Origin of the sequence: Nocardia sp. NRRL WC-3656 (genome assembly GCF_000720265.1) — a bacterium.
In the GTDB taxonomy this organism is placed as follows: Bacteria; Actinomycetota; Actinomycetes; order Mycobacteriales; family Mycobacteriaceae; genus Nocardia; species Nocardia nova.
In genome coordinates this window covers 1-596 of record NZ_JOJF01000107.1, presented here as the reverse complement: position 1 = coordinate 596, position 596 = coordinate 1, and the positions used below count along the sequence as shown (strand labels likewise).

Sequence of the window (596 nt, the reverse complement as noted above, 5' to 3'; positions counted from 1 at the left end):
GTACATGTACCCCACCGCCACCGGATACGGGAACGGCTCACCCGAACGACCATCGAACAACACCGACTTACCGTTGGCGTCGACCATGGTCTCGCCGTCACGGTTCGGCAGCACCATGAGTGTTCAAGATGATGTCGACCGGAGTGCCGTCGGGCATGAACGGCATATCCTCCTTCGGCAGGATCTTGCCGATAACACCCTTGTTGCCGTGACGACCCGCGAGCTTGTCACCGTCCTGAATCTTGCGCTTCTGCGCCACATACACGCGCACCAGCTCGTTCACACCCGGAGGCAGATCGTCGTCGTCCTCACGCGAGAACACACGAATACCGATCACCTTGCCCGACTCACCGTGGGGCACCTTCAACGAAGTGTCACGCACCTCGCGGGCCTTCTCACCGAAGATCGCACGCAACAGTCGCTCCTCGGGAGTCAGCTCGGTCTCACCCTTCGGGGTCACCTTGCCGACCAGGATGTCACCGTCACGCACCTCGGCACCGATGCGCACGATGCCACGCTCGTCCAGATCCGCCAGCACCTCATCGGACACGTTCGGGATATCACGAGTGATCTCCTCGGCACCGAGCTTGGTGTCG

1 pseudogene is annotated in these 596 nt (G+C 61.4%); it reads right to left on the bottom strand.

Going from position 1 to position 596, the window contains the following annotated elements:
• A pseudogene (locus IG65_RS35545) lies at positions 1–596 on the bottom strand (DNA-directed RNA polymerase subunit beta); the annotation flags it as partial.